24 protein-coding genes are annotated in these 22,444 nt (G+C 65.3%); 12 read left to right on the top strand and 12 right to left on the bottom strand.

Going from position 1 to position 22,444, the window contains the following annotated elements; all coding sequences use genetic code 11:
- Both CH278_RS17400 and CH278_RS17405 read left to right on the top strand, forming a co-directional pair.
- Complete coding sequence (locus CH278_RS17400; RefSeq protein ID WP_094622448.1) at positions 1-999, top strand: DHH family phosphoesterase; 999 nt, start codon at positions 1-3, stop codon at positions 997-999.
- Complete coding sequence (locus CH278_RS17405; RefSeq protein ID WP_094622449.1) at positions 996-2,324, top strand: MATE family efflux transporter; 1,329 nt, start codon at positions 996-998, stop codon at positions 2,322-2,324. The genes CH278_RS17400 and CH278_RS17405 overlap by 4 nt, the downstream gene beginning before the upstream one ends.
- 15 nt (positions 2,325-2,339) lie before the next feature.
- On the opposite strand, the gene CH278_RS17410 is transcribed toward CH278_RS17405, so the two are convergent.
- The 4 genes from CH278_RS17410 to CH278_RS17425 are packed head-to-tail and all read right to left on the bottom strand — an operon-like array spanning position 2,340 to position 5,433.
- Positions 2,340-3,434: a sulfate/molybdate ABC transporter ATP-binding protein gene (locus CH278_RS17410; RefSeq protein WP_032366437.1), complete on the bottom strand. Its 1,095-nt coding sequence runs from the start codon at positions 3,432-3,434 to the stop codon at positions 2,340-2,342.
- On the bottom strand, positions 3,431-4,240 hold the full coding sequence (locus CH278_RS17415; protein ID WP_032407066.1) for an ABC transporter permease: 810 nt from the start codon (positions 4,238-4,240) through the stop codon (positions 3,431-3,433). Before CH278_RS17415 ends, CH278_RS17410 begins: the two co-directional genes overlap by 4 nt.
- Positions 4,237-5,022 (bottom strand): molybdate ABC transporter substrate-binding protein, encoded by a 786-nt coding sequence (modA, locus tag CH278_RS17420; protein WP_032366439.1) that lies wholly within the window; start codon positions 5,020-5,022, stop codon positions 4,237-4,239. Before modA ends, CH278_RS17415 begins: the two co-directional genes overlap by 4 nt.
- Positions 5,023-5,034: 12 nt before the next feature.
- Complete coding sequence (locus tag CH278_RS17425) at positions 5,035-5,433, bottom strand: TOBE domain-containing protein (protein WP_027496755.1); 399 nt, start codon at positions 5,431-5,433, stop codon at positions 5,035-5,037.
- Between the two features lie 233 nt (positions 5,434-5,666).
- Here CH278_RS17425 and CH278_RS17430 point away from each other — a divergent pair, with 233 nt between their 5' ends.
- The 3 genes from CH278_RS17430 to truB are packed head-to-tail and all read left to right on the top strand — an operon-like array spanning position 5,667 to position 8,220.
- Positions 5,667-6,590: a metallophosphoesterase family protein gene (locus tag CH278_RS17430; protein ID WP_032366440.1), complete on the top strand. Its 924-nt coding sequence runs from the start codon at positions 5,667-5,669 to the stop codon at positions 6,588-6,590.
- The gene (gene npt, locus CH278_RS17435; protein ID WP_032366441.1) at positions 6,587-7,252 is read left to right on the top strand and encodes a 4'-phosphopantetheinyl transferase Npt; all 666 of its coding nucleotides are present in this window, start codon (positions 6,587-6,589) and stop codon (positions 7,250-7,252) included. The genes CH278_RS17430 and npt overlap by 4 nt, the downstream gene beginning before the upstream one ends.
- 35 nt (positions 7,253-7,287) lie before the next feature.
- Entirely contained in the window at positions 7,288-8,220 is a 933-nt protein-coding gene (gene truB / locus CH278_RS17440; RefSeq protein WP_027496758.1) for a tRNA pseudouridine(55) synthase TruB, read from the top strand.
- 42 nt (positions 8,221-8,262) lie between these two features.
- On the opposite strand, the gene CH278_RS17445 is transcribed toward truB, so the two are convergent.
- Genes CH278_RS17445 through CH278_RS17460 form a run of 4 tightly spaced genes read right to left on the bottom strand, consistent with a single transcriptional unit; the run spans position 8,263 to position 11,649 of the window.
- Positions 8,263-9,015 (bottom strand): metal-dependent transcriptional regulator, encoded by a 753-nt coding sequence (locus tag CH278_RS17445; protein ID WP_370878688.1) that lies wholly within the window; start codon positions 9,013-9,015, stop codon positions 8,263-8,265.
- A gap of 1 nt (position 9,016) precedes the next feature.
- The gene (locus CH278_RS17450) at positions 9,017-9,844 is read right to left on the bottom strand and encodes a metal ABC transporter permease (RefSeq protein WP_052053360.1); all 828 of its coding nucleotides are present in this window, start codon (positions 9,842-9,844) and stop codon (positions 9,017-9,019) included.
- 48 nt (positions 9,845-9,892) lie between these two features.
- Entirely contained in the window at positions 9,893-10,690 is a 798-nt protein-coding gene (locus tag CH278_RS17455; RefSeq protein ID WP_052053322.1) for a metal ABC transporter ATP-binding protein, read from the bottom strand.
- Entirely contained in the window at positions 10,687-11,649 is a 963-nt protein-coding gene (locus CH278_RS17460) for a metal ABC transporter substrate-binding protein (RefSeq protein WP_373557336.1), read from the bottom strand. Before CH278_RS17460 ends, CH278_RS17455 begins: the two co-directional genes overlap by 4 nt.
- Before the next feature lie 103 nt (positions 11,650-11,752).
- Here CH278_RS17460 and CH278_RS17465 point away from each other — a divergent pair, with 103 nt between their 5' ends.
- The 4 genes from CH278_RS17465 (at position 11,753) to CH278_RS17480 (ending at position 17,136) form a co-directional block, all read left to right on the top strand.
- Positions 11,753-12,721 carry a bifunctional riboflavin kinase/FAD synthetase gene (locus CH278_RS17465; RefSeq protein ID WP_027496763.1) on the top strand — a complete coding sequence of 323 codons (969 nt, stop codon included), beginning with the start codon at positions 11,753-11,755 and terminating at the stop codon, positions 12,719-12,721.
- 136 nt (positions 12,722-12,857) lie between these two features.
- Positions 12,858-13,127, top strand: a complete 270-nt coding sequence (gene rpsO, locus CH278_RS17470) for a 30S ribosomal protein S15 (RefSeq protein WP_027496764.1) — start codon at positions 12,858-12,860, stop codon at positions 13,125-13,127.
- 393 nt (positions 13,128-13,520) lie between these two features.
- Positions 13,521-15,782: a polyribonucleotide nucleotidyltransferase gene (locus CH278_RS17475; protein WP_027496765.1), complete on the top strand. Its 2,262-nt coding sequence runs from the start codon at positions 13,521-13,523 to the stop codon at positions 15,780-15,782.
- Positions 15,727-17,136 carry a M16 family metallopeptidase gene (locus CH278_RS17480; protein ID WP_179274445.1) on the top strand — a complete coding sequence of 470 codons (1,410 nt, stop codon included), beginning with the start codon at positions 15,727-15,729 and terminating at the stop codon, positions 17,134-17,136. Before CH278_RS17475 ends, CH278_RS17480 begins: the two co-directional genes overlap by 56 nt.
- Here CH278_RS17480 and CH278_RS17485 read toward each other — a convergent pair.
- A complete protein-coding gene (locus CH278_RS17485) occupies positions 17,117-17,689 on the bottom strand; it encodes a TetR/AcrR family transcriptional regulator (protein WP_032366444.1) in 573 nt (190 codons plus the stop codon). The genes CH278_RS17480 and CH278_RS17485 overlap by 20 nt on opposite strands.
- Positions 17,690-17,742: 53 nt before the next feature.
- Here CH278_RS17485 and CH278_RS17490 point away from each other — a divergent pair, with 53 nt between their 5' ends.
- The gene (locus CH278_RS17490) at positions 17,743-18,417 is read left to right on the top strand and encodes a lysophospholipid acyltransferase family protein (protein WP_027496768.1); all 675 of its coding nucleotides are present in this window, start codon (positions 17,743-17,745) and stop codon (positions 18,415-18,417) included.
- A 32-nt stretch (positions 18,418-18,449) separates the two neighbouring features.
- Here CH278_RS17490 and CH278_RS17495 read toward each other — a convergent pair whose 3' ends face one another.
- Together CH278_RS17495 and CH278_RS17500 are read right to left on the bottom strand one after the other, a co-directional pair.
- Complete coding sequence (locus CH278_RS17495) at positions 18,450-19,193, bottom strand: polyprenol monophosphomannose synthase (protein WP_032372836.1); 744 nt, start codon at positions 19,191-19,193, stop codon at positions 18,450-18,452.
- Between the two features lie 86 nt (positions 19,194-19,279).
- Positions 19,280-20,047 carry a 2-phosphosulfolactate phosphatase gene (locus tag CH278_RS17500; protein ID WP_057474077.1) on the bottom strand — a complete coding sequence of 256 codons (768 nt, stop codon included), beginning with the start codon at positions 20,045-20,047 and terminating at the stop codon, positions 19,280-19,282.
- A gap of 70 nt (positions 20,048-20,117) precedes the next feature.
- Here CH278_RS17500 and CH278_RS17505 point away from each other — a divergent pair, with 70 nt between their 5' ends.
- Positions 20,118-20,552, top strand: coding sequence for a hypothetical protein (locus CH278_RS17505; protein ID WP_057474076.1), 435 nt, complete (start codon positions 20,118-20,120; stop codon positions 20,550-20,552).
- A 125-nt stretch (positions 20,553-20,677) separates the two neighbouring features.
- Positions 20,678-22,135, top strand: a complete 1,458-nt coding sequence (locus CH278_RS17510; RefSeq protein WP_094622450.1) for an APC family permease — start codon at positions 20,678-20,680, stop codon at positions 22,133-22,135.
- A gap of 2 nt (positions 22,136-22,137) precedes the next feature.
- On the opposite strand, the gene CH278_RS17515 is transcribed toward CH278_RS17510, so the two are convergent.
- Positions 22,138-22,413, bottom strand: a complete 276-nt coding sequence (locus tag CH278_RS17515) for a hypothetical protein (protein WP_027496773.1) — start codon at positions 22,411-22,413, stop codon at positions 22,138-22,140.
- Positions 22,414-22,444 lie beyond the last annotated feature (31 nt).

A 22,444-nucleotide genomic window follows, 5' to 3' on the forward strand; every position in this document is an offset into this window, starting at 1 on the left:
ATGTCCGATGGTTCTGGTTCGGAGTTCCAGCTGGACGAGGATCTGGCGCGTGCGATCGAGATGCTCGAGCGCGCTTCCTCGGTGACCGTGCTCTGCCATGTCCAGCCGGATGCCGACACGATCGGCAGCGGATTGGCAATCGGTTCGGTACTCGAACGTCGCGGCGCGCAGGTGCAGGTGGCGTTCGCCGCGCCCGCGTTTCTGCCTCAATCGATGGAAGAGCTACCGAACCGGCATCTGCTGGTGGAGCCGGAGAAGGTGGCCGAATCGGTCGATCTGGTGGTCACCGTGGACGCCGGAAGCCGAGGTCGACTCGGTTCGCTCGGCGAGCGGCTCGACTCCGCATCGGAGTCCCTGGTCATCGACCATCACCGGAGCAACACGCGGTTCGGAACACTGAACGTCGTCCACGCGTCCGCCGAGTCCACCACGGCCGTGATCGTCCGCCTGCTGGATCGGTGGGGTGTCGACATCGATGCGGACCTGGCGCATCTGCTGTTCGCGGGTCTGGTCACCGATACCGGGTCGTTCCGGTGGGTGCGGCCGGGTTCGCATCTGCTCGCCGAGAGATTGCTCGCGACCGGCATCGACGGTGCACGTATCGCCCGTCGCCTCCTCGATACGCACCCCTTCGACTGGCTGCCGATGCTTGGGGCGGTACTGGGTTCGGCCGAGCTGCTGCCCGACGCGGCGGGCGGACGGGGGCTCGTGTACGCCGTCATCCGGAGCGAGGATTCGGCCGGTCTGAGGTCGGAGGAGATCGAGAGTGTCATCGACATCGTGCGGACCACCTCCGAGGCGGAGGTGGCCGCGGTGTTGAAGCAGCAGGATTTCGGGTCGGTCTGGGTGGTGTCGCTCAGATCCAAGACGCAGGTGGACGTATCTGCAGTGGCGACCGGGCTCGGCGGCGGTGGACATCACAACGCCGCGGGCTACACCGCGACCGGTGAGCTCCCCGACGTGATCGATGCGCTCCGTGAGGCCTTGTCGGCGTCGTGAGTTCCACCCCTGTCACGGCTCGCAGAATTCTCGGGCTGTCGCTTCCATCGCTCGGAGTTCTGGCCGCCGAACCCCTCTACCTCCTCTTCGACGCGGCGGTCGTCGGCCGGCTCGGCGCGTTGGCTCTGGCCGGCCTGGCGATCGGGGGGCTCGTCCTCGCTCAGGTCAGCACGCAGCTGACCTTCCTGTCCTACGGAACCACTGCGCGTGCGGCGCGCATGCACGGTGCCGGTCGTGAGCGCGACGCCGTCGGGGAAGGGGTGCAGGCGACGTGGCTGGCGGTGGCGATCGGTCTCGCGATCGTCCTCGTGGTCCAGTTGTTCGCCGCCCCCGTCGTGTCGCTACTGGCCGGTGGCGGTGACATTGCCGCGGAGGCACTGCTGTGGCTGCGCGTGGCGCTGGTGGGGGTGCCGTTCATTCTGATATCGCTGGCCGGGAACGGCTGGATGCGCGGCGTGCAGAACACGACGACACCATTGCGGTTCGTCGTGCTCGGTTTCGGCGTGTCGGCGGTGCTGTGTCCACTCCTCGTCCACGGCCTGCTCGGATTTCCCCGGCTCGAATTGGTGGGCTCGGCCGTTGCGAACGTCATCGGCCAAGGCGTCGCAGGCGCTCTGTTCGTCGGTGCCCTCGGGCGGTCGGGTGTGCCGTTGCGCCCGCGCTGGTCGGTCATGCGGGCGCAGCTGGTACTCGGCCGCGATCTGATCGTGCGCAGTCTCGCGTTCCAGGCGTGCTTCCTGTCTGCCGCAGCGGTCGCGTCGCGATTCGGTGCCGCGTCGGTGGCGGCAAATCAGGTGGTGCTGCATCTGTGGAACCTGGTGTCGTTGATGCTCGACTCGTTGGCCATCGCCGCGCAGACACTCGTGGGAGCGGCTCTGGGCGCGGGCAGGACCGAGGACGCGCGTGCGCTCGCTCGCCGGTTGACGGCATGGTCGACGGTCTTCGCGGTGGTCCTGGCGGCGGTGTTCGCCGCCGGGCAGCCGGTCGTCCCGGGATTGTTCACCACCGACGTCTCGGTGATCGATCAGATGCAGGCGATCTGGTGGATCTTCGTGGCGATCATTCCGGTCGCCGGTGTGGTGTTCGCGTTGGACGGGGTGCTGTTGGGCAGCGGCGATGCCGCGTTCTTGCGTAACGCCACGATGGCGTGTGCGGTCGTCGGGTTCCTGCCGTTCATTTGGTCTGCCCTGGTGTTCGACTGGGGTGTCGTGGGCATCTGGCTGGGTCTGGGTGTTTTCGTCTGCCTGCGCATGGTCGCGGTCGCCGGTCGAGTGCTATCGGGTAAATGGCTCGTGACCGGTAGCGATCGGCAAGTGCGAGACTGATCGCGTTCGCATGCATCACCGCCGTGACACCAGGGCCGGATGCAGCACCACCTCGCGGCTCTTGACGACGAAGAACACCCGTCGGCCGGGTTCGAGGCCCAGCTCCGATACTGCGGCGGCGGTGATGTCAGCCGCGATACCCGGTGTGCCGTCGGGGTGCGGACGAGCTCGGACGCGGATGCCCGAGCCCTGCACTTCCATCTCCTCTATGACTACTTCGAAGACGTTGCGCGGGCTGGCGTGCGGCGCGGTGAGGTGTACCGAAACCGCAGCGGGGGAGAAGACTGCGACCACCGGCGTCCCGGAACCGTGTTGCCCCGAGCCGTGCACGACGGTGTCCCACGGCGTGCGCAGCGCGGTGGTGTCGCCGACGGTGAGTGCGTGGCCCGAGATCAGATTGACCCCGGCCATGCGAGCACCGAACTCGCTTCGCGGGGCGGTGAGAACGTCGGCGACCGAACCGCGTTCGACGACGCGTCCACCGTCGACGACGGCAACGGTGTCTGCGAGTGCGACGACGTCGAGCAGATCGTGGGTGACGATCAGTGCCGTACGACCGTTCTCTCGGAGTACGGTGCGCAGCAGTCTTCGGATGGCCGGGGCCGTGTCGACGTCGAGCGCGGCGAGCGGTTCGTCGAGCAGGAGGAGTCGGGGATCGGCGGCGAGTGCGCGGGCGATGGCAACCCGCTGAGCTTGGCCCCCGGACAGCTGTGCCGGGCGGCGCTCGGCCAGGTGAGAGGCTCCGACTGCGTCGAGCCATCGATCGGCCACTGCCCCGGCCGTCCTCCGGTCGGCGCCGGAACTACGTGGTGCGAATGCGACGTTCGTCCGTGCGGTCATGTGGGGAAACAGCAGTGTCTCCTGTGCCAGAGTCGCGATGCCGCGGGCGTGCACCGGAACGGCCGTCCTTGCGGTCGTGTCGGTCAGAACGTCCTCGCCCAGGCGGACGATGCCGTCGTCGGGTGGCACCAGGCCCGCGACGAGCTGCAGCAGTGTGGATTTACCTGCGCCGTTCGGTCCCAGGATCGCCGTTGTTTCACCCTCGGCGACATCCAGCTCGAGATCGACGCCCCGGGCCGCGACGGTGGCGCGCAGGTGTAGCGAACTCATGGTGTTCCCGTCGTTCGAGTACCGCGAGCGGCCAGGACCACCACTGCCGCGACGACGACGAGGACGAGCGACAGGGCTATCGCTGCGTCGGGGTCGGACTCGCGTTGCAGATAGATTTCGAGGGGCAGGGTTCTGGTCACTCCCTCGAGAGAACCGGCGAACGTCAGGGTCGCGCCGAACTCTCCCAGTGCGCGCGCGAACGCGAGAACGATTCCGGACGTCAACCCGGGCAGGATCAAGGGGAGGGTGACGCGGCGCAGGACCGTCGTAGGGGGAGCGCCCAAGGTTGCGGCCACCACTTCGTATCGGTCACCGGCAGTGCGCAGCGCGCCCTCGACGCTGACCACCAGGAAGGGCAACGACACGAAGGCCTGGGCGAGCACCACGGCCGTCGAGGTGAACGCGATCCGGATTCCGAAGGCATCGAGATGTTCGCCCAGTAGCCCCTGGCGACCGAACGTGTAGAGCAAGGCGATACCGCCGACCACCGGGGGGAGCACCAGTGGGAGGACGACGAGGGAACGCATCGTCGACAGACCGCGAAACGAACTGCGGGCGAGGACCGTTGCCATCGGCACACCCAGGAGCACACACAACACCGTGCTCGCCGAGGCCGTCTTCAGACTCAACAGCAGTGCGGCTACTGCGGACTCGGACGTGATGAGCCCGAAGAAGTTCGTCCAGTCGATTCGGGTGAACATCGCGGCCAACGGCGCGACGACGAGAAGCGCTCCGGCAGCGGCAGGGACGAATATCCATCCGGGTACACCGACGGTCGGACCTGTGCCCGCGGCGTGCCCGGTCACGGTGCCGCGAAACCGGCCTGCGTCAGCACTTCACGGCCGACCGGTCCGGCGACGAAGTCGGTGAAGGCGCGGGCCGTGTCCACGTTGTCGGATCCGCTCAATGCTGCGATCGGATAGGTGTTGACCGCCCCGCTCGATTCCGGGAAAGGCACGGCGGTGACGGCGTCTGCGGCCCCCGTTGCATCGGTGACGTACACCAGTCCGGCGTCGGCCTGACCGGAGGTGACCTTGCCCAGAACGTCGGTGACGGACGACTCCTCGCTGACGGCCGGGATGTCGGTTCCGGTGGCGTTCTCGACGGCTGCCGTGGCCGCGCCGCACGGCACCTGCGGCGCGCAGATCACCGTCAGCACATCGGGTTTCGCCAGATCGGCGAACGACCGGACGGCCTTGGGGTTACCCGGGGCAGTGACGATGGTGAGGGTGTTGGAGGCGAAATCGACCGGGTCGCCGGCGACGAGGCCGGCATCGACGATCGTGCTCATGTTCTTGGTATCGGCAGAGGCGAACACGTCGGCAGGTGCACCGTTGACCAGTTGCGCGGCCAGATCGGAGGAGCCCGCAAAGCTGAAATCGACGGTGGTACCGGGATGTTCCTGCTCGAAGCGGGTGCCGAGCGGGGTGAACGTCGAGCGCAGTGATGCCGCCGCGAACACGGTCAGCGTGCTCGAACCCCCGTCCTGCGGAGCGTCCTCGGCAGCGGGGTCGGCCGCGCACCCTGCAAGCATCAGGGCGACCGCGACCAGAGCACCGTGAACCGCTCGAATGTTCTTCACTGACATCGTCCTTCGGTCCTAGGGGGTTTCGACAATGACGGTCGTGGCCTTGACGACCGCGACGGTGATGGAGCCCGGTTCGAGCCCCAATTCCTGGACCGACCGGGTACTCATCAGGGACACGATGGTGAACGGCCCACACTGCATGCGGACCTCGCTCATGACCGCGTCGGAGACCACCTCGGTCACCAGCCCCACGAGTCGGTTCCGGGCCGAGCTACCGCCCGATGCCACCTCGGGCGGGGGAGCGGCGTGCTCGCGGGCGTACTGCGCGAGAGCGCGCGCGTCGACGACCTTGCGGCCCGTCTCGTCGTCGCGGGAGGGCAGGGTCCCGCTGTCCATCCACCGGCGGACGGTGTCGTCGCTGACTCCGAGCAGTGCGGCGGCGTCGCGTACCCGTATCGGCGGTGCCGTCATCGCACGATGCCGTTTCCTGCAGCTATCCGCAAAAGCGTCATGAAAGGCACCATATACCCGAATCTGTGGTCGTTGCTGCGTGGACCCTCCTTTCGGAGCCGTCGGACGAACCGCAGCGGTTCACCCCCGCGTGCACCGCTGCGGAATCTCCGGGGAGTATTGGAGGTTGGTACGTTCTCGGGCGGTTGTGGCGATTCGACGTCGGCGGCCGAGTGCATCGGAAGGGATCATCAGTGGCAGCCAAGTTATGGGCAGTGAGCGACATTCATGTCGGACATCGAGGCAATCGACCTGTCACCGAGGACATTCATCCCGAGTCACCCGAGGATTGGCTGATCGTCGCCGGAGACGTCTCGGAGAAGACCGACGACATCAAATGGGCGCTCGAGCTGCTGCGCAGCCGCTTCGCGAAAGTGATCTGGGTTCCTGGCAATCACGAGTTGTGGACGACGGTGAAGGACCCCGTTCAGATCCACGGAGCGGCTCGGTACGAGTACCTGGTCAATCTCTGCCGCGAGATCGACGTCGTCACTCCCGAGGATCCCTACCTGCTCTGGGAAGGCGAAGGTGGACCCGCGACGATAGTGCCGATGTTCCTGCTCTACGACTACACGTTTCTCCCGCAGGGTGCGCGGGACAAGGAGCACGGGCTGGCGATCGCGCGCGAGAAGAACGTCGTCGCCACCGACGAGTTCCTGCTGTCCTCTCAGCCGTATGCGACGCGCGATGCCTGGTGCCATGCCCGCATCGACGCCACCCGCGAGCGCCTCGACGCGCTGGACACCACGGTTCCCACCGTGCTCATCAACCACTTTCCGATGGTGCGTCAGCCGACCGAGGTGTTGTTCTACCCGGAGTTCGCCCTGTGGTGCGGTTCGACGCTGACGGCGGACTGGCACATCAGGTACAACGCGATCTGCTCGGTGTACGGTCACCTGCACATCCCGCGGACCACCTACTACGACGGCGTCCGCTTCGAGGAGGTCTCGGTGGGTTACCCGCGCGAATGGCAGCGCCGTGGACTGCCGAACAACGTTCTGCGCCAAATTCTTCCGGTTCCCGAGTATCCGCCGGGCACGTTGAACAAATGGGGCGGGCACTTCACCGTGACGCCCGAGATGGAGGCAGAGGTCGAGAAGATGAGGGCAGGCCAGTGATCGAATCGCTTCTCCCCAATGGTGTTGTCTCGGCCGAATTGTTCACCGATCCACCGGGTTTGATGCCGCACCCACTCGAAGCGCCGTTGGTCGCCAAGGCGGTGGACAAGCGCAAGCGTGAGTTCACCTCGGCTCGACACTGCGCGCGTGTGGCGATGCAGAAGCTCGGTGTGGAGCCCGCGCCGATCATGCGCGGCACCTCCGGCGCACCGCAGTGGCCGAAGGGAGTGGTGGGATCGTTGACGCATTGCGACGGCTACCGCGGTGCCGTTCTGGGCTACGCCATGCAGGTTCGCTCGGTGGGAATCGATGCCGAGCCACACGGACCTCTTCCCGACGGTGTGCTCGATGCGGTCAGCCTCGAAGCCGAGCGCGAGTGGCTCTCGACCGCGGGCCGAGAAGACGTCCACTGGGATCGAGTGTTGTTCTGCGCCAAGGAGGCGACGTACAAGGCCTGGGAGCCGCTGACCGGTCGCTGGCTGGGGTTCGAGGACGCGCACATCACGTTCGAGCGCACCGGCACCGGTGACGACATCTCGGGAACGTTTCGATCCGAACTGCTGGTCCCCGGCGACACCGTGTCCGGACCTCCGCTGACGGCTTTCGACGGTCGATGGATGGTGTCCGACGGTTTGGTGATGACGGCGATCTCGGTGATGTGACGACCGGCTCGTCGCGCCTGGCACAATGCACTCTCGTGAGTGCTCGCGGAAAGATCTCGTCCGGTCTCGTCGGTGCCGGTGTGTTGGTGGTCGACAAGGGGCCGGGCGTCACCAGTCACGATGTCGTCGCGTCGTGCCGAAAGTTGTTGCAGACCAGAAAGGTCGGTCATGCGGGGACGTTGGACCCCATGGCGACCGGGGTGCTGGTTCTGGGCGTCGAGCGGGCGACCAAGATGCTCGGATTGCTGACGCTGACGACCAAGTCGTACACCGCCACCGTGCGACTGGGGCGCAGTACGACGACCGATGACGCCGAGGGTGAGGTGCTCGCCGACGTCCCGGCCACGAATGTCTCGGATTCGGATATCGCGGCCGGGGTTGCCGCACTCACCGGTGACATCGAGCAGGTTCCGGCCAGTGTCAGTGCCATCAAGGTCGACGGTCAGCGGGCACACAAGCTCTCGCGCGCCGGTGAGGAGTTCACCCTCGCCGCTCGCAAGGTCACTGTCACTCGCTTCGACGTGACGGCTCGCCGCGATGTCGTCGATTCCGATGGCCGGTTCGTCGACCTCGATGTCGAGGTGGACTGCACGTCGGGGACGTACGTGCGCGCGCTCGCACGGGATCTCGGCGCAGCACTGGGCGTCGGCGGCCACCTGACGGTTCTGCGCAGAACCAGGGTCGGGCCGTTCACGCTCGACCACGCCGTGACGCTCGAAGAATTGGCCGAGAATCCCGCTGTGGGCCTCGATATAGACGAGGCCGCGCGCACCGCATTTCCGCACCGACAGATCGATGCCGCCGAAGCGGAGTCGCTCAGCCAGGGACGCTGGCTCGATCCCGTCGGAATCGAGGGGGTCTACGCGGCTGTCGATCCCACCGGGCACACCATCGCGTTGCTCCAGGAAAAGGGCAAGCGGGCGAGCTCGGTGATGGTGGTGCGGCCGGCAACACTGCGCGGGTACTGATTCCCGTTCGGATCGGCCCTGCGACCGAGGGGACTGCACCGCTCAGGTGGCCGGAACCATCCAGATCGCTTCGGCGGCGCGGTGACCGAGATCGATGGACTCCGTGCTGCCGCGTCGGGCGAGTTCGATCGCCACCGTGCCGGCGTAGTCGCGTCGTTCGACCACGGTGATCGGTAGATCGAGCTCGATGCCGACCGAATCGAAGTACCGGAGCATTGCGGGGTCCGAATCGGAGATACGAGCCACTCGTCCCGACTGACCGTCGAGGTACTCGCTCAGTCTGGTTGCGGACGGCGTGTCGATCGATCCGTTGGCCGACGGAATCGGGTCCCCGTGTGGATCTCGTTCGGGGTGGCCGAGTTTGGCGTCTATCCGATCCATCATCAGATCGGATACCGCATGTTCGAGGATTTCTGCCTCGTCGTGGACCTCGTCCCAGCCGTACCCGAGTTCGCGAACGAGGTACGTCTCGATGAGACGGTGTCGACGGACCATGCCGATGGCCGCCAGTCGGCCCTTCTCGGTGAGTGAGATGGCACCGTACCGGGCGTGGTCCACCATGCCCTGATCGGCGAGTTTGCGAATCGCCTCGGACACCGTGGATGCGGACACGCCGATTCGTTCGGAGAGCATCTTGGTGCTGACGGAGTCTTCACTCCATTCGCTGGCCGTCCAGATGACCTTGAGGTAGTCCTGCGCAACTGCGGACAGCTGGACGCCTTCGTCGGCCGGAGCTGGATCGTCTTTTCGTTGCGCCACGTCGCCGAGCTTAGGCAATCCAATGGAAAAAGACATCTCACCCGGCCGGAGCCACCGTCACCTGTCCTCGGCGGCGTAGAGCGCGCGTGACGATGCCCTGCGCCGGGCTGAACAGGTACGCCAGCACGAACACCAGGCCTTGGGCCAGCACCACGCTGCCACCCGAGGAGACGTCGAGATAGAAACTGGCGTAGATACCGACCAGGGCGCAGCCCACCGAGATGGCGGGGGCAATCACCAGCATGCGGCCGAAGCTGTGGGTGAGTAGGTATGCGGTTGCGCCGGGTGTGATCAGCATGGCGACGACCAGGATGACGCCGACGGCCTGTAGCGCCACGACGGTCGTCAGCGCGAGCAGCGTCAACATCGCGGCCGAGATCACGCTCGGATTGATGCCGACAGCGCGAGCCTGCGTGCGGTCGAAGGCGAACAGAGTGAAATCGCGACGCTTGATCACCATCACGGCCAACGCCAGCCCGCCGAGCACGAACACCTGGATCATGTCCGACTGCGACACCCCGAGCAGGTTTCCGAACAAGATGTGGTTGAGGTCGATCTGGCTCGGAAACTTGGAGATCAGGACGACGCCGAGGGCGAACAACGTGGTGAACACGACGCCGATCGCGGCGTCCTCCTTGACGATGGTGGTGTTGCGAACCACCCCGATGGCACCGACCGCGATGAGTGCGAACAGCAGGGCACCGATGGCGAACGGCGCACCCAGCAGATAGGACAGGGCGACGCCGGGGAGTACCGCGTGCGATACGGCGTCCCCCATCAGTGACCAGCCGATGAGTACGAGCCAGCAGCTCAACACTGCGCAGACGATCGAGGCGGTGACGGTCACCAACAGCGCACGCTGCATGAAGGTGTATTCGAGAGGATTGACGACGAAGTCGATCAGGTACACGGTTCAGCTCACTTCCGACGTTGGAGAGCTCGCGCCCAGTTCGTCGATCTTCGACGGGTCCATGCCGAAGGCCAGTGCCAGGTTCTCCGGGCGCAACACCTCGGCTGGACTGCCGTGCATCAGGACCCGCTGCTGCAGCAGGATCGCCTCGTCGCACAGTTCCGGAAGGGCGTGCAGATCGTGGGTGGACACCAGGACGGACGCACCCTGAGCGGCCAGTTCTCGGAGGAGTCGCGTGATCGTCGCCTCGGTCTTCTTGTCCACTCCTGCGAACGGCTCGTCGAGCAGCAGCAGCGACGCTTCCTGAGCGATGGCGCGGGCCACGAATGCCCGTTTGCGTTGTCCGCCGGAGAGTTGCCCGATCTGTCGATCGGCGAGCTCGGTGAGATCGACTCGTCTCAGGGCCGCGTCCACCGCAGCTCTGTCTGCCGCACGAGGGGTTCGGAGAAAGTTCTGTTTGCCGTAACGACCCATCATCACCACGTCCCGGACGCTGATGGGGAAGGTCCAATCGACCGATTCGGCCTGGGGCACGTAGCTGACCGTCCCGGCTTTGCGGGCCCGGGCGGGGTCGCCGCCGAAGACCGTGATCGAACCGGCATCGGTCTTGACGACGCCCATGATGGCCTTGAACAGCGTCGACTTACCCGATCCGTTCATTCCGACCAGGCCGCAGACGCGTCCGGGTGCGAGGGTCAGGCTCGCGCCGACCAGCGCCACGACGTCTCGGTACCGAACGTCGACGGCGTCGACGGTCAGCGCGGCACCGTCCCGGTTCGCACCCGAGATGTGCCGGGTCATCGCGTGCCCACCAACGCGTCGGAGATCAGCCGCGCGTCGTAACGCAGCAGATCGAGGTAGGTGGGCACGGGTCCGTCGGCGGCGCTGAGGGAGTCGACGTACAGCTTTCCGCCGAAGCGGGCACCCGTGTCCTCGGCGACCTGGAGCTGAGCCTTGTCCGAGACGGTCGACTCGCAGAAGACGGCAGGCACGTCGTTGTCACGTACGAAATCGATGGTGCGGACCACTTGTTTGGGTGTCCCTTCCTGTTCGGCATTGACCGGCCACAGATACGCCTCCTGCAGGTCGAAGTCGCGGGCCAGATAGCCGAACGCGCCCTCACACGTCACCAGAGCACGTTGCTGCGCCGGAAGTTGGGCCAGATCGGATTCCAGTTCGTCGCCGACCGACCGCAGCTCGGTGATGTACGCGGCGGCGTTGGCGCGGTATTCCTCGGCATGGACAGCGTCGAGCGCCACGAACGCGTCGGCGATGTTGGTGATGTAGGTCTCCGCCGCGACCGGCGACATCCAGGCGTGTGGATTGGCCTTGCCCGCATATGCGTCGTCGCGGATGTAGACGGGTTCCACGTGTGCGCTGACGACCGCGTGCGGTGCGGGCACCCGCTCGACGAACTTCTCGAACCACGCCTCGAGTCCCAGACCGTTGTCCAGGATCAGATCGGCGCTTTCGGCAGTGCGTAGGTCGCCGGGTGTGGGCTCGTACCCGTGAATCTCGGCTCCGGCCTTGGTGATCGACTCCACACGGAGATGGTCGCCTGCAACGTTCGCGGCCATGTCGGCCAGCACCGTGAACGTCGTCAGCACCAACGGTCTGCCGTCGTCCATCGACGTCGGCTCGTCGTCGCCGACCGCGCGAGCGCATCCGCTCGACGTCGCTACCAGCAGTCCCGCCACGGCCCAGCTCGCAACGATTCGACCCACGCGAGATCCGCGGGATCGAAGAAATAAGTTAGGCACCCCGAAATATTTACCGTGGGGACACCCTTTTGTCCATACCTGCCGCACGCGACACGCCTGTCCGAGGATGACCGAGCGGCCGCCGGGCCGTAGGCTTCGCGGTGTGCAGAGATGGCGAGGTCTCGACGATGTACCTGCCGACTGGGGCCGATGTGTGCTCACGATCGGTGTGTTCGACGGCGTTCACCGCGGACATGCGCAGTTGATCGGTAGAGCAGTGGCCGCAGCTCGGGAACGCGGCGTACCCAGCGTGCTCATGACCTTCGATCCCCACCCGATGGAAGTGGTCCGTCCGGGTAGTCACCCCGCGCAGTTGACGACGTTGACCCGGCGTGCCGAACTGGCCGAGGAACTGGGCATCGACGTGTTCTGCGTCATGCCGTTCACGCCCGAACTGATGAAACTCACCCCCGAGCGATACGTGCACGAGATCCTCATCGAACGCCTGCACGTTGCAGAAGTGGTCGTCGGCGAGAACTTCACCTACGGGAAGAAGGCGCTCGGGACGGTCCCCATGCTGCGCAAGATCGGCGAACGGTCCGGCTTCGCAGTCGACGGAGTCAACCTGTTGGCCGAGCATGCCGTCACGTTCTCGTCCACCTACATCAGGTCGTGCGTGGACGCCGGGGACGTCGCGGCAGCAGCTGCAGCGCTCGGCCGCCCGCATCGCGTCGAGGGTGTCGTCGTGCACGGCGACGGACGCGGCCGTCAAATGGGCTATCCCACAGCCAATGTCGCTCCGCCGATGTACTCGGCCATACCGGCGGACGGGGTCTACGCCGCCTGGTTCACCGTGCTCGGTCCGGGTCCGATCATGGGGACGGTCACTCCGGGGGAGCGGCACCCGGCGGCGGTGTCGGTGGGCACGAATCCCACGTTCTCGGGACGCACCAGGACCGTCGAGGCGTTCGTGCTCGACGGCGAGGGAGACCTCTACGGGCAGCACGTGGCCGTCGACTTCGTCGAGCGACTGCGCGGAATGGAGAAGTTCGATTCCATGGAAGCTCTCGTGGAGGAGATGGGCCGGGACGCCGACCGGGCCCGCTCGATCCTGGCCGCCAGCGCAGCCTGATAGGCTGACTCCTCGGTGTTCGCTGCGGTCCGCGGCGGCTGCACCGGCTTCGATACCGCCCGGATGATCATGCATCGTCCACGGCGGGGCCCGTTGCTTCCTTTCACGCGGACGTCATTGATCAGGAGTAGTACCAGTGGCATTGACCACCGAACAGAAGAAGGCCGTTCTCGGCGAGTACGGCTTGCACCCCACCGACACGGGTTCGCCCGAGGCGCAGGTTGCAATGCTCACCAAGCGCATCGTCGACTTGACCGAGCACCTCAAGATGCACAAGCACGATCACCACTCCCGCCGCGGCCTGTTGCTGCTGGTCGGACGTCGTCGTCGTCTGCTCAAGTACATCGCGAAGGTAGACGTCACTCGCTACCGTTCGCTCATCGAGCGTCTGGGTCTGCGTCGATAATTTCGATCGACGCGAGGATGTTGCCGATGCATGGTTCGACGCGCCGGTGTACACCCGACTCGCAGCAATAGTGCAGTAGCCAACGAGGCAGTGCTTAGACTGTTCCTCGTTGGCTTTCTGTGTTTGTACCGCAACATCAGGATAGTCAGCACGACCAGCGGATACACGGTATCCGCACACCGCCGTGTATGCCTGTCACGCCGTGGTGTCGGTCTTCGGTAGTGGCTTTTCGGATACGAGATCCGGAGGGCTTCGATCGATGGCCGCCTCCGCGCAGCCGCGTCCCGAGACGAACTCTCGGAGATGGACGGCACAGGTATGCCGCCACAGCCAGGAGGGCTGGTGGTGTGTCCACGCGGGCACGGCAAAGACGAGAGGACGAGAACAGAACACATGTCGGACACCACAACATTGGACGCCGAAGAAGGCGTCTACGAAGCAACAGCGATCATCGACAACGGCTCTTTCGGTAAGCGGAGCATCCGCTTCGAGACGGGTCGCCTCGCACAGCAGGCCGCAGGCGCAGTCGCCGCGTACCTCGACGAGGACACCATGCTGCTGTCGGCAACGACGGCAGGCAAGCACCCCCGTGAGGGATTCGATTTCTTCCCGCTGACGGTCGACGTCGAAGAGCGCATGTACGCCGCGGGCCGTATCCCCGGATCGTTCTTCCGCCGCGAGGGCCGTCCGTCCACCGACGCCATCCTCACCTGCCGCCTGATCGACCGGCCGCTGCGTCCGACGTTCGTCGACGGACTGCGCAACGAGATCCAGGTCGTCATCACGGTCATGAGCCTCAACCCGGCCGATCTGTACGACGTCGTCGCGATCAACGCCGCGTCGGCATCGACCCAGATCGCCGGCCTGCCGTTCTCCGGTCCGATCGGCGGCGTTCGCGTCGCGCTGATCGACAAGCAGTGGGTTGCGTTCCCGACCAACGAGCAGCTCGAGAAGGCCGTGTTCAACATGGTCGTCGCCGGCCGCATCGTCTCCGGCTCCGGTGCCGACGCCGACGTCGCGATCATGATGGTCGAGGCCGAGGCCACCGAGAACGTCATCGAGCTCATCGAGGGCGGCGCTACCGCACCCAACGAGGCAGTTGTCGCCGAGGGCCTCGAGGCCTCGAAGCCCTTCATCGCAGCCCTGTGCACCGCACAGCAGGAGCTCGCGTCCAAGGCCGCCAAGCCGACCGGCGACTACCCGGTCTTCCCGGCGTACCAGAGCGACGTCTTCGAAGCCGTCGAGAACGCCGCGAAGATCCCGCTCAACGAGGCACTGACCATTGCCGGCAAGGCCGAGCGCGAGAACAAGCTCGACGAGGTCAAGGCTCAGGTCCTCACCTCGGTCGGAGACAGCTTCGCCGGCCGCGAGAAGGAGATCGGTGCCGCGTTCCGCGCACTGACCAAGAAGTCGGTTCGCCAGCGCATCCTCACCGATCACTTCCGCATCGACGGCCGCGGCATCACCGACATCCGGTCGTTGTCCGCCGAGGTCGCGATCATCCCGCGTACCCACGGATCGGCTCTGTTCGAGCGCGGCGAGACCCAGATCCTGGGCGTCACCACCCTCGACATGGTCAAGATGGCGCAGCAGGTCGACTCGCTCGGGCCCGAGACGTCCAAGCGCTACATGCACCATTACAACTTCCCGCCGTACTCCACCGGTGAGACCGGCCGCGTCGGTTCGCCGAAGCGTCGCGAGATCGGTCACGGCGCACTCGCCGAGCGCGCTCTGCTGCCGGTTCTGCCCAGCCAGGCCGAGTTCCCGTACGCCATCCGCCAGGTCTCCGAGGCATTGAGCTCCAACGGCTCGACCTCGATGGGCTCGGTCTGCGCATCGACTCTGTCGCTGCTCAATGCCGGTGTGCCGCTGCGTGCCCCGGTTGCCGGTATCGCGATGGGCCTCGTGTCCGACGAGGTCGACGGCGAGACTCGCTACGTCGCCCTCACGGACATCCTCGGTGCCGAGGACGCGTTCGGCGACATGGACTTCAAGGTCGCCGGAACCAAGGACTTCGTCACCGCCCTCCAGCTCGACACCAAGCTCGACGGCATTCCCTCCAAGGTGCTCGCCGGCGCGCTGTCACAGGCGAAGGATGCTCGCACGACGATCCTCGAGGTCATGGCCGAGGCCATCGACACCCCGGACGAGATGAGCCCGTACGCACCTCGCGTCACCGCGATCAAGGTGCCGGTCGACAAGATCGGCGAGGTCATCGGGCCCAAGGGCAAGATGATCAACTCCATCACCGAGCAGACCGGTGCCAACATCTCGATCGAAGATGACGGCACTGTCTACGTCGGTGCAGCGGACGGCCCGTCCGCACAGGCCGCGATCGACATGATCAACGCCATCGCCAACCCGCAGCTGCCGAAGGTCGGCGAGCGATTCCTCGGAACCGTCGTCAAGACAACGGCTTTCGGTGCATTCGTCTCGCTGCTCCCGGGCCGCGACGGACTGGTGCACATCTCGAAGCTCGGTAACGGCAAGCGCATCAACAAGGTCGAGGACGTCGTGAGCGTCGGGTCGAAGTTGCGCGTCGAGATCGCCGATATCGACAACCGCGGCAAGATCAGCCTCGTTCCCGTCGAAGACGACAATGCAGCTGCTCCCGCCGACGCTCCCGAGGCACCCGCCGAGGTCAGCGCTGAGTAAGAAGCAAGCGAGCCGAACGGTACGTCCCCTCGGGACGTACCGTTCGGCCGTTCCAGAGACCAGCGGCACCGACACGGGCGTTCGACGCACGACTCTGCCCGGCGGCCTTCGGGTCGTCACCGAGTTCGTTCCCGGCGTTCGCTCGGCATCGGTCGGTGTGTGGGTCGGCGTCGGCTCGCGCGACGAGCAACCCAGCGTCGCCGGTGCCGCGCACTTCCTCGAACATCTGCTGTTCAAGTCGACGCCGACGCGTAGTGCGCTCGAGATCGCCCAGGTGATGGACGGTGTCGGGGGAGAGCTGAACGCATTCACTTCCAAGGAGAGCACGTGCTTCTACGCGCACGTGCTCGACGAGGACGTCGCGCTCGCGATCGATCTCGTCAGCGATGTGGTGCTTCGTGGTCGGTGTAGATCGGCAGATGTGGACGTCGAGCGTCAGGTGGTCCTCGAAGAGATCTCCATGCGCGACGACGATCCCGAGGATCTCCTGGGAGATGCTTTCCTGGAAGCGATGTTCGGTGATCACCCGATCGGGCGTCCGATCATCGGATCTGTCGAATCCATCGAATCGATGACCCGTTCCCAACTGCATTCGTTCCATGTTCGCCGCTATACGCCGCAACGGATGGTCGTCGCCGTCGCAGGCAACGTCGATCACAAGCAGATTGTGTCCTTGGTACGTCGCGCCTTCGCGGGTCATCTGGAAAAGGGCCTGAGGCCGGCCGAAAAGCGTAGCGGCACAGCGCGATTGCGCCAGAATCCGACGCTGAGCCTGACCGCCCGGGACAGCGAACAGGCGCATCTGTGCCTGGGCGTACGGGCGTTCGGACGTCACGAAGGACACCGCTGGGCATTGTCGGTACTGAATTCTGCTGTCGGCGGTGGGCTCAGTTCTCGCCTGTTCCAGGAGATCAGGGAAGAGCGCGGACTGGCTTACTCGGTGTACTCCTCGGTGGATACGTTTGCCGACAGCGGGGCGTTCTCGGTGTACGCGGGATGCCAGCCGGAGAACCTGGGCGAGGTCACCACGGTGATTCGCGAGGTGCTCGCCAAGGTTGCGGCCGAGGGCATCACCGATGCCGAGTGCGCTCGCGCCAAGGGGTCGTTGCGCGGTGGATTGGTGCTGGGACTGGAAGATTCGGGTTCTCGGATGAACCGTATCGGTCGCAGCGAACTGAACTACGGCAATCACCGAGACATCACCGACACCCTGGCGCGTATCGACAGTGTCGGCAACGACGAGGTGCGTGAGGTCGCGGCGGTGTTGCTCGATCGGCCCTTCGGTGCCGCCGTGGTGGGGCCGTACAAGTCGGTCCGGCAATTGCCCGCGTCGGTCAAGTCTCTGATTCGCTGACGTTCCTGATCGCGTCGCGCACTGCGCGGCGGATCAGGGATGTCACCATCGGCGTGCCGCCTATGGGGTCGAGCGCCCGCGTGGAGTGCAGCGCCGCGATCCCGTGCGCGGAGGTCCACAGTCGCAGGGCTACGAACTGTGGATTCTCCGGAACAACCGCACCGACCGTCTCGATCAACGTATCGAACAGCGGGCGTGAGGTGTCGCCGAGCTTCTCGCCGGAACCCTCCAGCAGGTCGTGCCGAAACATCAGCGCGAACATCGCCGGTCGCTCCACCGCGAACTGCACGTAGGCCTCGGCAATTGCGTCGAGAGCAGTCAGGGGTGAATTCGACTGCCGAGCCGCCGATGTCGCTCGTTCACCGAGATCGACGAGCCCGACCCTGGCCACGGCTGCGGCCAGAGCGTTCAGCGTCGGGAAGTATCGCCGCGGGGCACCGTGCGACACTCCCGCCTCTCGGGTCACCGCTCTGATCGTCAGCCCGTCCTGCCCGTCACGGTCGAGCAATCGCACGCCTGCGTCCACCAATCGGGTCCTGAGGTTGTCCGCCACGTAGACATTGTCTACTCTCGGCGTCGACGTTGTCCAGCCGAAGGGGTCGAACCATGTGGTACCTGTTGTTCAAATACGTGCTCATCGGACCGATTCTCCGAGTTCTCGGCCGTCCGTCGGTGGTCGGCCTGGACAATCTTCCGACCTCCGGTCCGGTCATCATCGCCGGAAATCACCTGACCGTCGTCGATTCTTTCTTTCTCGTTCTTCTGGTTCGACGTCGGGTCACGTTCATCGCGAAAAGCGAGTACTTCACCGGTAGAGGTGTCAAGGGGGCCGCGCTCCGGTGGTTCTATTCCGCGACGGGCCAAGTCCCGGTCGATCGACGCGGCTCCGCCGCCTCGGAGCCGGCGCTCGAAGCCGCGAAAAGTGTTCTGCGACAGGGGGACATCTGGGCTGTCTATCCGGAAGGCACTCGGTCACCCGACGGCAGACTGTACAAGGGTAAAACCGGTATGGCGCGGGTCGCGATCGAGACCGGTGCTCCCGTCGTGCCGGTGGTCGTCCACGGAACGCTCGGGTTCAATCCGGTGGGTTCGCGGATGTGGAGACCGGCAAAGGTGCGACTGGTCGTCGGCGAACCGATGGACTTCTCCAGATATGCCGGGGGACAATCCAATCGGGTCATCATCCGTGCTGTCACGGATCAGGTCATGGCATCGTTGGCGGACCTGTCGGGTCAGGAGTACGTCGATCTGTACGCCGCCGATGTCAAGGCGGCGTCATGAGCACCGTGGGCCGATGTCGAGATGAGGTGTGCTCAGAGCTTCTTCTTGTTCCGCAACAACTTCCAGGGCACCAAGGCTGATTCGAGCTGGACCGACAGGCTCATCTTCGACTCGCCTTCGCTGCGCTCCTCGAACGTGATCGGTACCTCGGCGAGAGTGAGCCCGTGTTTGACGGTGCGGTAGTTCATCTCGACCTGGAACGCGTACCCGTTGCTCTCCACCGACGCGACGTCGATCGTGCGGAGCGTGCGGGCATGCCATGCCTTGAAGCCGGCGGTGGCGTCCTTGACTCCGAGACGAAGAATCGTGTTCACGTAGAAGTTGGCCCACGCCGACAGCGCCTTGCGGTGCCACGGCCAGTCCGCGGCGACCGAACCGCCGGGGACGTAGCGCGAACCGAGCACGACCGCGGCGTCGGTGCTCCGCAGCTTGTCGATCATCGCCGGAATCACCTCGGTGGGGTGCGACAGATCGGCGTCCATCTGGATCACGATGTCGGCTCCCTCGTCGAGGGCCCGTGTCATGCCGGCCACGTATGCGCGGCCCAGACCGTTCTTCTCGGTGCGGTGCAGAACGGAGACCTCGAGGGGACCGTCGATGGCGAGTTTGTCGGCGATGTCACCGGTTCCGTCGGGGGAATTGTCGTCGACCACGAGAACACCGAGCCCCTCGACCTTCAGCCCGGCCAGCAGTTCGACCAGCTTGGGGAGGTTCTCGCGTTCGTTGTACGTCGGTACAACGACGGTGGTCTTCGGGGCGACTCGTTCCGTACTCACCACCGTATGATCCGTGATTCCGTGTTCCGATCAAAATTTCGGACACGATCGGCCGCGTCGGTGCGGGTTTCGGAGGCCCGATGGGGCTATCGGCCTCGGTGCTCGACGAAGGTATCGCCGCGCAGTATCGGCACGCAGGAACTCGAACCGACTTCGGCGGCGATGTCGACGTCCTCGGGGTGGCCCATCGCTATGAGCTCCCGCCCCGAGCCGCATCGCCGCAGCTCGGTCGCTATATCCGCCGCGGCCGCGTGCCACGCGGTCGCAGCGACCACCGCCTCGGGGGATGGATCGAACAGGCCGGACTCCACGAGCGGTGCCAGCACGGCTCCGGCACCCCACAGGTCCTCCACTGCGGGCCGCAACGACGAATCGGGCCATCTCTCGCCGGCGGCTATGACGGCAATCACGCTGTGGGGGTGCTCGTCGACGACCCACTGCGCGATCGCGGCGGCGTTGCGGAGCGATGCGCCCACGCACGCGTCGACCCGGGCGGCGAGTGCGTGGGCGATCGTGGAACCGTTCGGCGACGGCAACACGAGTCGACTCGGTGGTGGTGCGGCGGCGCGCACGGTGGCAGGACACAAGCTGATGTCGCCCGGCGTGGCAACCGAACGGCCGACTGCGAGAACGGCGTCGTGTTGCTCGGCCAGGTGGGTGGCACGGTCGTCGCGCCATCGGCTGGGTACGACCTCGATTCCGGCGTCCACCGCCACCGTCAGAGTGGTCGTGAACGACAGGACGTCCACGACGACGGCGATGTCGGCACCGGCGACCACAGCGTCGATCGCGGACAGCCCCCACTCGAAGCGCAATGCGCAGTCGTTCTGAGTGTGGGCGGAGTCGACCGGCATTGCGGAACCGTAACCAACATTGCCCCCGGTGCTACGTTCGGCCCGGACAGCGGAACCAGGGGAGGCGCGGATGCAGCTGGAGATCGACACGAAAGTGATCGTGTTCGCGTCGGGTGTGTTGCTGATGTGGGCGTTGGCGCTGGGAGTACTCAAGTACCACCAGATGACCAGGTCGAGCGACGGAACCGCGCACCGATACGTCGACATCGCGCATCGGGCAGCGTTGATGTACTCCTTCGCTGCGCTCGTGCTGGCGGCTCTCGCGCACTACAGCGCCTGGCCGACGGTGGTCGACCTGACCGCAGCGGTGGTGGTGCTGGTGTTCTTCGTCGCCGCGATCGCCGGCTACACCGTGCACGGGATCCGGCGAGACACCGAGAATCAGTTCGTCCATCCCGTTCCGGGGACGCACCTGTTCATGCTCGCTCTGATCGTCGGCGAGATCGGCGGGACCGCGGTACTGCTGGCCGGATTTTTCGCCGAACAATTCTTGGGACGGTCCTAGTGTCGCTCGGTCCCGAGGACGGTTGTGACGCAAGGATTTCCAATTTGTCCGGATAACCGACAATCGCGAAAACAAACACCACCTTTCCTCCGGCGCGGAAACAGTGGATGGCTTAGCGTCGGGAAATGGGAATGTTTCGCACGAAGTCCGTCGACGAGATCGAGAGCGACGTCGACGACGAGGGGTCCGGCAGTCTGCGCAAGCAGCTCGGGTTACGCGATTTGGTCGGTTTCGGGGTCGGCATCGTCATCGGAACCGGCATATTCACGCTCACCGGTGTACAGGCCAAAGAAAATGCCGGCCCGGCGGTCGTGATCTCCTTCGTCATCGCCGGTGTCGTGAGTTTGCTTGCCGCACTGTGTTATGCGGAACTTGCATCGGCCGTGCCGACGGCGGGCAGTGCGTACACGTACGCGTACGCCACCCTGGGGGAGCTGTTCGCGTGGATCATCGGATGGGATTTGATCCTCGAATTCGCTTTGGGTGCTGCCGTTGTCGCTCGAAGCTGGTCCGGCTACCTCGCGGATCTCTTTTCTCTGCCACCCAGCTTGTTCACGGAGGAAGCGCCGGTGAACGTGGGGGCTGTTGCCATCGTCGCGGTGCTGGGCGTCATTGCCGCTGTGGGAGTCAAGGAGTCGGCGCGAGTGACCAACGTGCTGGTTCTGATCAAGGTCGCCATCTCGGTGTTCATCGTGGTCGCCGGCCTGTTCTTCGTCCAGAAATCGAACCTGGTTCCGTTCGTACCCGAGTCCGTGCCCGCCGAGGCCGGTGGCTCGACGCTCGATCAGCCCCTGATGCAGGCCGTGGCCGGAATCGCACCCTCGGCGTTCGGATTTGCCGGCGTCGTCACCGCTGCAGCGGTCGTGTTCTTCGCCTACACAGGATTCGAGGCCGTTGCCAATCTCAGTGAGGAGGCCGAGCGGCCCGCCCATGATCTGCCTCGTGCACTGATCGGCACGCTCGTGGCATGCACGTTGCTGTACATGATGGTCGCGTTCGTCGTCACCGGCATGGTGAAGTACACCGAGCTCGACGACAGCGCACCCATTGCCAAGGCGTTCGATTCTGTGGGTGCAGGCTGGGCTGGAGTTCTGGTCTCGATAGCGGCCGTGGCGGGTCTGACGTCGGTCATTCTGGTCGAGTTGGTGACCATCAGCCGAATCGGCTTCGCGATGGGCAGGGACGGTTTGCTACCCAAGTCGGTTGCGAAGGTGTCTCCCCGTTTCGGGACTCCGACCCGGTTGACCGTCGGCGTCGTGGTGTTCGTGGCGCTGCTGGGGGCCCTGGTACCGCTGAAGGAACTGGCCGAGATGGTCAGCATCGGAGCCCTGTTCGCGTTTCTGCTGGTCTCGGCGGCAGTGCCGATCCTGCGTCGGACCAAGCCGGATCTCGAGCGGCCCTTTCGAGTTCCGCTGTCTCCCGTCGTGCCGATTCTGTCCGGGCTCTCGTGCGTCTACCTGATGGCCAACCTGGTGGTGGAGACGTGGATACGGTTTCTGGTCTGGTTGGCCCTCGGTCTGTTGATCTACTTCGCCTACGGGCGCCGCAACGCGAGGTTGGCGACCGAGGTGGTCGACCGATAGACCTACCGTCGGTCAAGGTAGAGCTCCGCCGTCTCCGTTGCCACGGCCGCGACCGCCGAGGCGAGGCCGGGCTCGAGATCCAGAGCCGTCGCGAGTGGCTCGCCGCGAAGATTCGACGATCGAAGCAACTCCCAGGCCCGCTCGACCAGTCGCACCGAGGTCGGGTGGTCCAATTCCGGTCGGTTGGACCGCAGCGCGGTGGCCGCCCAGTCCGCGTCGAACGTCCCGTTGGGAGGTCCGAACACGCGTTCACCGGACGAATAGCTCGTGGGCTCCATGCTCGACGACGCTAGCAGGATTTGCGGCAGG

The organism is Rhodococcus sp. 05-2254-5 (assembly GCF_002258575.1).
Taxonomy (GTDB): domain Bacteria; phylum Actinomycetota; class Actinomycetes; order Mycobacteriales; family Mycobacteriaceae; genus Rhodococcoides; species Rhodococcoides fascians.

Bases quoted from the DNA above. Each gene is read 5' to 3' on its own strand.
- CH278_RS17450 (WP_052053360.1), bottom strand. From the start codon at position 9,844: ATGCAGCGTGCGCTGTTGGTGACCGTCACCGCCTCGATCGTCTGCGCA.
- CH278_RS17505 (WP_057474076.1), top strand. From the start codon at position 20,118: ATGCAGCTGGAGATCGACACGAAAGTGATCGTGTTCGCGTCGGGTGTG.
- CH278_RS17455 (WP_052053322.1), bottom strand. From the start codon at position 10,690: ATGACCCGGCACATCTCGGGTGCGAACCGGGACGGTGCCGCGCTGACC.
- CH278_RS17510 (WP_094622450.1), top strand. From the start codon at position 20,678: ATGGGAATGTTTCGCACGAAGTCCGTCGACGAGATCGAGAGCGACGTC.
- CH278_RS17400 (WP_094622448.1), top strand. From the start codon at position 1: ATGTCCGATGGTTCTGGTTCGGAGTTCCAGCTGGACGAGGATCTGGCG.
- CH278_RS17410 (WP_032366437.1), bottom strand. From the start codon at position 3,434: ATGAGTTCGCTACACCTGCGCGCCACCGTCGCGGCCCGGGGCGTCGAT.
- CH278_RS17490 (WP_027496768.1), top strand. From the start codon at position 17,743: ATGTGGTACCTGTTGTTCAAATACGTGCTCATCGGACCGATTCTCCGA.
- CH278_RS17445 (WP_370878688.1), bottom strand. From the start codon at position 9,015: ATGTCTTTTTCCATTGGATTGCCTAAGCTCGGCGACGTGGCGCAACGA.
- CH278_RS17500 (WP_057474077.1), bottom strand. From the start codon at position 20,047: ATGCCGGTCGACTCCGCCCACACTCAGAACGACTGCGCATTGCGCTTC.
- CH278_RS17515 (WP_027496773.1), bottom strand. From the start codon at position 22,413: ATGGAGCCCACGAGCTATTCGTCCGGTGAACGCGTGTTCGGACCTCCC.
- CH278_RS17475 (WP_027496765.1), top strand. From the start codon at position 13,521: ATGTCGGACACCACAACATTGGACGCCGAAGAAGGCGTCTACGAAGCA.
- CH278_RS17425 (WP_027496755.1), bottom strand. From the start codon at position 5,433: ATGACGGCACCGCCGATACGGGTACGCGACGCCGCCGCACTGCTCGGA.
- CH278_RS17480 (WP_179274445.1), top strand. From the start codon at position 15,727: ATGCAGCTGCTCCCGCCGACGCTCCCGAGGCACCCGCCGAGGTCAGCG.
- modA (WP_032366439.1), bottom strand. From the start codon at position 5,022: ATGTCAGTGAAGAACATTCGAGCGGTTCACGGTGCTCTGGTCGCGGTC.